This is a genomic window from Sphingomonas psychrolutea, assembly GCF_014636175.1.
GTDB classification, from domain to species: Bacteria; Pseudomonadota; Alphaproteobacteria; order Sphingomonadales; family Sphingomonadaceae; genus Sphingomonas; species Sphingomonas psychrolutea.
Window position 1 is genome coordinate 72,609 of sequence record NZ_BMDW01000018.1, and the last position, 6,746, is coordinate 79,354.

At 64.9% G+C, this 6,746-nt stretch carries 5 protein-coding genes; 4 read left to right on the forward strand and 1 reads right to left on the reverse strand.

Going from position 1 to position 6,746, the window contains the following annotated elements:
* Positions 1-2 precede the first annotated feature (2 nt).
* The 3 genes from IEV62_RS13895 to IEV62_RS13905 all read left to right on the forward strand — a co-directional run bounded on the left by IEV62_RS13895 (position 3) and on the right by IEV62_RS13905 (position 2,592).
* Positions 3-371, forward strand: coding sequence for a DUF5615 family PIN-like protein (locus IEV62_RS13895; protein ID WP_188448482.1), 369 nt, complete (start codon positions 3-5; stop codon positions 369-371).
* Positions 364-1,767 (forward strand): dihydrolipoyl dehydrogenase, encoded by a 1,404-nt coding sequence (gene lpdA / locus IEV62_RS13900; protein WP_188448484.1) that lies wholly within the window; start codon positions 364-366, stop codon positions 1,765-1,767. The genes IEV62_RS13895 and lpdA overlap by 8 nt, the downstream gene beginning before the upstream one ends.
* Positions 1,768-1,947: 180 nt before the next feature.
* Positions 1,948-2,592: a trimeric intracellular cation channel family protein gene (locus IEV62_RS13905; RefSeq protein WP_188448486.1), complete on the forward strand. Its 645-nt coding sequence runs from the start codon at positions 1,948-1,950 to the stop codon at positions 2,590-2,592.
* 3 nt (positions 2,593-2,595) lie between these two features.
* On the opposite strand, the gene IEV62_RS13910 is transcribed toward IEV62_RS13905, so the two are convergent.
* Complete coding sequence (locus tag IEV62_RS13910; protein WP_188448487.1) at positions 2,596-3,399, reverse strand: energy transducer TonB; 804 nt, start codon at positions 3,397-3,399, stop codon at positions 2,596-2,598.
* A gap of 100 nt (positions 3,400-3,499) precedes the next feature.
* On the opposite strand from IEV62_RS13910, the gene uvrA reads away from it, so the two are divergent.
* A complete protein-coding gene (gene uvrA, locus IEV62_RS13915; RefSeq protein ID WP_188448489.1) occupies positions 3,500-6,487 on the forward strand; it encodes an excinuclease ABC subunit UvrA in 2,988 nt (995 codons plus the stop codon).
* Positions 6,488-6,746 lie beyond the last annotated feature (259 nt).

Below are 6,746 nucleotides of genomic sequence, written 5' to 3' on the forward strand. Positions count from 1 at the left end.
CGGTGAAGCTGCTGGCCGATCAGAATGTGCATCGGCGGGTCGTTTTGCAGTTGCGCGAGGCCGGCTACGACGTCGAATTCATCCTCGAAACGATGCCGGGTCGGCTTGATCCGGAAATTCTTGCGCGACCGGACATCGGTTCGCTGATCTTCATCACGGGCGACAAGGGGTTCGGAAACTGGATCTTCAATCTGGGATTGCCCCCACCGCTGGCCATCCTGTTCAGTCGGCTGCCGCATAGCGAATGGGCGGTGACGGTCGATCGTGTGATTGCCGTGCTTGAACGCGGCACCATGGCGGGCCAGATGATCACTATCACACAGGACGGCGAGCGCACGAAGCCGCTGCCGATCGGAGCAACTAATGGCTGACCAGACCTACGATTACGACGTCCTCATCATCGGCTCCGGCCCCGGCGGTTACGTCGCGGCGATCCGCGCCGCGCAGCTGGGCTTGCGCACCGCGTGCGTGGAATCGCGCGAGACGCTCGGCGGCACCTGCCTCAACGTCGGCTGCATCCCGTCCAAGGCGATGCTCCACGCGTCAGAATATTTCGACGCCGCGGCTAATGGCACGATGGCAAAGCTCGGCATCAAGGTTACGCCCGAGCTCGATTTGCCGACGATGCACGGCCAGCGGCTCGATGCGGTCAAGCAACTCACCGGCGGGATCGCCTTCCTGTTCAAAAAGAACAAGGTCACCTGGTTGAAGGGTCGCGGCGCATTCGTCGACGCGCACACCGTGCAGATCGGCGAGCAGACCGTCACCGCCAAGGACGTGGTCATCGCCACCGGCTCCTCGGTCACCGCGCTGCCGGGCGTCACGGTCGATAATGACAAGCAGATCGTGGTCGATTCGACCGGCGCGCTCGAACTCAACAAGGTTCCCGGCCACATGGTCGTCATCGGCGGCGGCGTGATCGGTCTTGAGCTCGGCAGCGTCTGGCGCAGGCTTGGCGCGAAGGTCACGTGCGTCGAATATCTCGACCAGATCTTGCCCGGTTTCGACGGCGAAATCCGCAAGGAATCGCAAAAGATGTTCAAGAAGCAGGGCATCGAATTCCGGATGTCGACCAAGGTCACCGGGGTTGCCGTGTCCGGCGATAAGGCAACCGTCACCGTCGAACCCGCCGCCGGTGGTGCTGCCGAAACGATCGAAGCCGATTGCGTCTTGGTCTCGATCGGTCGCCGTCCCAATACCGACGGCCTCGCGCTCGACAAGGCCGGGCTCAGCGTCAACCCCCGCGGCCAGATCGAAACCGACCACCGCTTCCAGACGAGCGTTCCCGGCGTCTGGGCGATCGGCGATGTCATCCCCGGCCCGATGCTCGCGCACAAGGCCGAGGATGAAGGCATTGCCGTCGCCGAGAATATCGCTGGCCTCACCGGCATCGTGAACCACGACGTGATCCCGCTCGTTGTCTACACCTGGCCCGAAATCGCTGGCGTCGGCCTGACCGAGGAAGCGGCGGCGGCGAAGGGCGAAATCAAGGTCGGCAAATTCCCGATGGCGGGCAACAGCCGCGCCAAGACCAACCACGATCCCGACGGCTTCGTGAAGATTATTGCGGACGCCAAGTCCGATCGTGTGCTGGGCGTCTGGGCGATCGCGGTGCCGGCCGGCACGATGATCGCCGAGGCGGGGCTCGCGATGGAAATGGGCGCGACCAGCGAGGACATCGCGTACACCTGCCATGCCCATCCGACGCATAGCGAAGCGATCAAGGAAGCGGCGATGGCGGTGCGGGGCAAGGCGATTCACGTCTGAGTCTGATCGCGCCAAGCTTTAGCGAAGCTAAAGCGCGGCCTCGCCGCGATCAGACCGGACGGCGGCGCTCCGGCGCCGTCCGACGCGGCTTCGCCGCGGCGCGCTTCCGTCGTTCCCCTCCCTCGGCGCAGGCCGGGGAAGCGGCTATGTAGCAACGCTCGCCTGCGCTAAGCCGCTCCCATGCTCCCGCTCTCCCCCTGGCAATTCGGCTCGATCCTGCCGTGGCTCGATCTGTTCGGCATCGCCGTCTTCGCCATCACCGGTGCGCTCGCGGCGGCCGGGCGCGGGCAGACCTTCGTGACCGCAGCCTTCTTCGCGCTCGTCACCGGTGTCGGCGGCGGGTCGGTGCGCGATCTGTTGATCGGCGCGCCGGTGTTCTGGGTGCATGATCCACTGGTGTCGGCCATCTGTCTGGCGGTCGCGGTGTTGGTCTGGCTGACGCCGCCCAGCTGGTGGCGCGGGCCGCACGGACAGACGACCGCGCTCGATTGGCTCGATGCGGTCGGCCTTGCCGCCTACGCCGTGTTCGGCGCGGCCAAGGCGCTCGCGTTCGGCGTGCCCCCCGTCCCCGCCGCGCTGATGGGCGTGGTGACGGCATGCGTCGGCGGCATCATCCGCGACGTGCTCGCGGGCGAACCGTCGATCCTGATGCGGCCGGAATTGTATGTGACAGCAGCGGCGCTGGCGGCTGGGTTGCACGTCGCGCTGGTGACGCTGGGCGTGCCACCGACGCTGGCCGCAGGCGCGGCGGCGGTGTGCGGCTTTGCGCTGCGGGCGGCGGCGATCCGGTGGAAGCTGGGATTGCCGGGGTATGGGGGGCGGTGAGGGCTAAGGCATGCGCCAGATCACCTTGCGCATCGCGTGCGTCGGTACGGGCTTGCCGTCGATTCCGAGCGCGGGCTCGTAGCGACCGCGGCGCAGCACCGCCTGACACGATGCCCGGTCGAGCGATGGCGCGCCGCTCGATTTGACGACCTTGCAGTCCGAGATCCGGCCCCTGGTGTCGATCGACCAGATGATGACGCTCGTGCCTGTCTGCCCGTTCTGGAGCGCTTCGCTTGGGTAATCGTCGTTGCTGAACCACCCCTCTGGCGCCACCGGCACCGCCAAGACGGTAGTTTTGTCGAGTTCGGCAGGATCGACGCCCCAGCTTTTGACAAGATCGGCCTGACACGTGTTGAGCGCGCCGAACGCCTTTGCCATGTCGGGCACCGCGATAGTCGCGCGGGGGCCAGCCGCTGGCTCGAGCGCAACCCCGGTGGACGTGCGCCAATGCGTCGCTGCCGGGCCGACTGCGGTAAAGGTCGTGACCGTCATAGCCTTGTCTTTTAGACCATAAATATAGGCGTCGCTGTCCATCGTGAAGCCGGAGGGTTGCAGCGTCAGCCTGGCCTTGGACTTGCGATACTCGAACTTCGCGCCAGCGGTCATCGTCACCACTTCAACCGAATCGCCGAACGGCGATGGGCTGAAACCCAAGGTCGTCCGCGCCTTCCCGATCCCGAAATCGCGCGACAGCACGCAATCGGCATCTCCATAGTCGACGGTCCAATTCCCGCTTGGCGTCAGCGGGGCGGGATCGGGGACAGCCGCGCCCTGCAGCAGAGCCACCGCAATCAAGATCGATTTCATACCGTCCCCCAACACCTTGCCGCGCGCATCCTAACGCCCCATCTGCACCCCGCAACCCGTCGCTTGCGTCATCCGAACAAATATGGAACAAACCGGCCCCATGCTGACTCACATTTCCGTACGCGGCGCGCGCGAGCATAACCTCAAAAATGTGAGCGTGGACATTCCGCGCGACACGCTGACCGTCATCACCGGCCTGTCGGGATCGGGCAAATCGAGCCTCGCCTTCGACACCATCTATGCCGAAGGGCAGCGGCGTTATGTCGAGTCGCTCTCGGCCTATGCGCGGCAGTTTCTCGAGCTGATGCAGAAGCCCGATGTCGACCATATCGAGGGCCTGTCGCCCGCGATCAGCATCGAGCAGAAGACCACCAGCCGCAACCCGCGCTCGACCGTCGCGACCGTCACCGAGATTTACGATTACATGCGCTTGCTCTGGGCGCGCGTCGGCATTCCGTACTCCCCCGCGACCGGCCTGCCGATCGCCGCGCAGACCGTCAGCCAGATGGTCGACCGCGTCATGGCGCTGCCCGAGGGTATCCGGCTGTACCTGCTCGCCCCCGTCGTCCGCGGCCGCAAGGGCGAGTATCGCAAGGAACTGCTCGAATGGCAGAAAGCCGGCTTCACCCGCGTCCGCATCGACGGCGAGATTTACGAGATCGACGAGGCGCCCGCGCTCGACAAGAAATTGAAGCATGACGTCGAGGTCGTGGTCGACCGCTTGGTCGTCGGCCCCGACATGGCGACGCGCCTCGCCGAGAGTTTCGAGGCGGCGCTGAAGCTGGCCGAGGGGCTGGCCTATGTCGATTTGGTCGATGGCACGGTGGCGGGCCTTTCTTCCCCCCTCCCGCTTGCGGGATGGGTCGGGGGTGGGGCTGTCCGCGAGGCACCGCAGTCATTTAACGCAGAACTGCCCACCCCCAGCCCCTCCCGCAAGCGGGAGGGGGGCATGGTCGGCGCCGGCATCCCCGCCAACCGCATCGTCTTCTCCGAAAAATTCGCCTGCCCCGTCTCGGGCTTCACCATCGCCGAGATCGAACCCCGCCTCTTCTCCTTCAACGCCCCGCAAGGCGCGTGCCCGGCGTGCGATGGCCTTGGCGAGAAACTGCTGTTCGACGAAGACCTTGTCGTCCCCAACCACGCGCTCAGCATCAAGAAGGGCGCGGTCGTGCCCTGGGCCAAGTCCAACCCGCCCAGCCCGTATTACATGCAAGTCCTCGGCAGCCTCGCGCGCGAATTCGGCTTCAGCCTGGAGACGCCGTGGGAAGACCTCCCCGGCGAAGTGCAGCTCATCATCCTCCACGGCACCGGCGGCAAGCCCGTCACGCTCACCTTCGTCGACGGCCGCAAATCGTATGACGTCAAAAAACCGTTCGAGGGCGTCATCGGCAACCTCAACCGCCGCGCGGCACAAACCGAGAGCGCGTGGATGCGCGAGGAGCTGAGCAAATACCAGTCGAGCGCCCCGTGCGAAGTCTGCCACGGCGCGCGCCTCAAGCCCGAGGCGCTCGCGGTCAAGATCGGCATGCGCGACATTTCCAGCGTCACGCGCCTGTCGGTGGTCGACGCGCTCACCTGGTTCCAGACCGTCCCCGCCGACCTCACCACCCAGCAAAACGCCATCGCCGAGCGCATCCTCAAGGAAATCCTCGAACGCCTCGGCTTCCTCAACAACGTCGGCCTCGATTACCTCAACCTAGATCGCACCAGCGGCACGCTCAGCGGCGGCGAATCCCAACGCATCCGCCTCGCCAGCCAGATCGGCAGCGGCCTCTCCGGCGTGCTCTACGTGCTCGACGAACCCAGCATCGGCCTGCACCAGCGTGACAATGACATGCTGCTCAAGACGCTCCGCCGCCTCCGCGATCTCGGCAACACCGTGCTGGTGGTCGAACATGACGAGGACGCGATCCGCACCGCCGATTACGTCATCGACATGGGGCCGGGCGCGGGCGTCCATGGCGGCCACATCGTCGCGCAGGGCACGTTCGAAGAGGTCCTCGCCAACGAGAACAGCATCACCGCCGATTATCTCTCGGGACGCCGCGAAGTCGCCGTCCCCAAAACCCGGCGCAAGGGCAATGGCAAGAAACTCACCGTCCACAACGCCACCGCCAACAACCTCAAGGGCGTGACGGCCAGCTTGCCCCTCGGCACCTTCACTTGCATCACCGGCGTCTCGGGCAGCGGCAAGTCGAGCTTCACGATCGACACGCTCTACGCCGCCGCCGCGCGCTCCCTCAACGGCGCGCGCGTGCTCGCGGGCAAGCACGACAAGGTCACCGGCCTGCAATATCTCGACAAGGTCATCGATATCGACCAGTCGCCGATCGGCCGCACCCCGCGCAGCAACCCCGCCACCTATACCGGCGCCTTCACCCAGATCCGCGACTGGTTCGCCGGCCTCCCCGAGTCCGCCGCGCGCGGCTACAAGCCCGGCCGCTTCAGCTTCAACGTCAAGGGCGGCCGGTGCGAGGCGTGCCAGGGCGACGGGCTGCTCAAGATCGAAATGCACTTCCTCCCCGACGTCTATGTCACGTGCGACGTGTGCCACGGCGCGCGCTACAATCGCGAGACGCTCGAGGTGAAGTTCAAGGGCCTCAGCATCGCCGACGTGCTCGACATGACGGTCGAGGATGCGGTCGAATTCTTCAAGGCCGTCCCCCCGATCCGCGACAAGATGGCGATGCTGCAGGAAGTCGGCCTGGGCTATGTCAAGGTCGGCCAGCAAGCGACGACGCTCTCCGGCGGCGAGGCGCAGCGCGTGAAGCTCGCCAAGGAACTCTCCCGCCGCGCTACGGGTCAGACGCTGTATATCCTCGACGAGCCCACCACCGGGCTGCACTTCGAGGATGTCCGCAAATTGCTCGAAGTGCTCCACCAACTGGTCGAGCAGGGCAATACCGTCGTGGTGATCGAACACAATCTGGACGTGATCAAGACCGCCGATTGGGTGCTCGACCTCGGCCCGGAAGGCGGCGTCAAGGGCGGGGAGATCGTCGCGGAGGGGACGCCCGAGGTGGTCGCGAAGGCGAAGGGGAGCTTTACGGGGCGGTATTTGGCGCCGTTGTTGAAGGCGGCCATATAATGCGAGGATGCATGGAATATATGCTGGAATTTGATTTCCGGACAAATAGAGAACATATTTCTTGCTCGCGGCGGCTGTGAGTGATATCAAAAACCGAGGGAGCCAGCGATTTTATGAAACAGGCGAATTTCGCTAGAGCAGAAGCGTCCCTGTTAACGGCTTTGTTGCAAAACTGACGTTGGGGATTCACGTAGGGAATCGAGTGGGATAGATGGGCGTGATGCCCAAACCTGCCGCACCTGTGTATCGCACGACGAAC

Excerpts from the sequence above, each read along its gene's own strand:
- lpdA (WP_188448484.1), top strand. The coding sequence starts at position 364 with ATGGCTGACCAGACCTACGATTACGACGTCCTCATCATCGGCTCCGGC.
- IEV62_RS13905 (WP_188448486.1), top strand. The coding sequence starts at position 1,948 with ATGCTCCCGCTCTCCCCCTGGCAATTCGGCTCGATCCTGCCGTGGCTC.
- IEV62_RS13910 (WP_188448487.1), bottom strand. The coding sequence starts at position 3,399 with ATGAAATCGATCTTGATTGCGGTGGCTCTGCTGCAGGGCGCGGCTGTC.
- uvrA (WP_188448489.1), top strand. The coding sequence starts at position 3,500 with ATGCTGACTCACATTTCCGTACGCGGCGCGCGCGAGCATAACCTCAAA.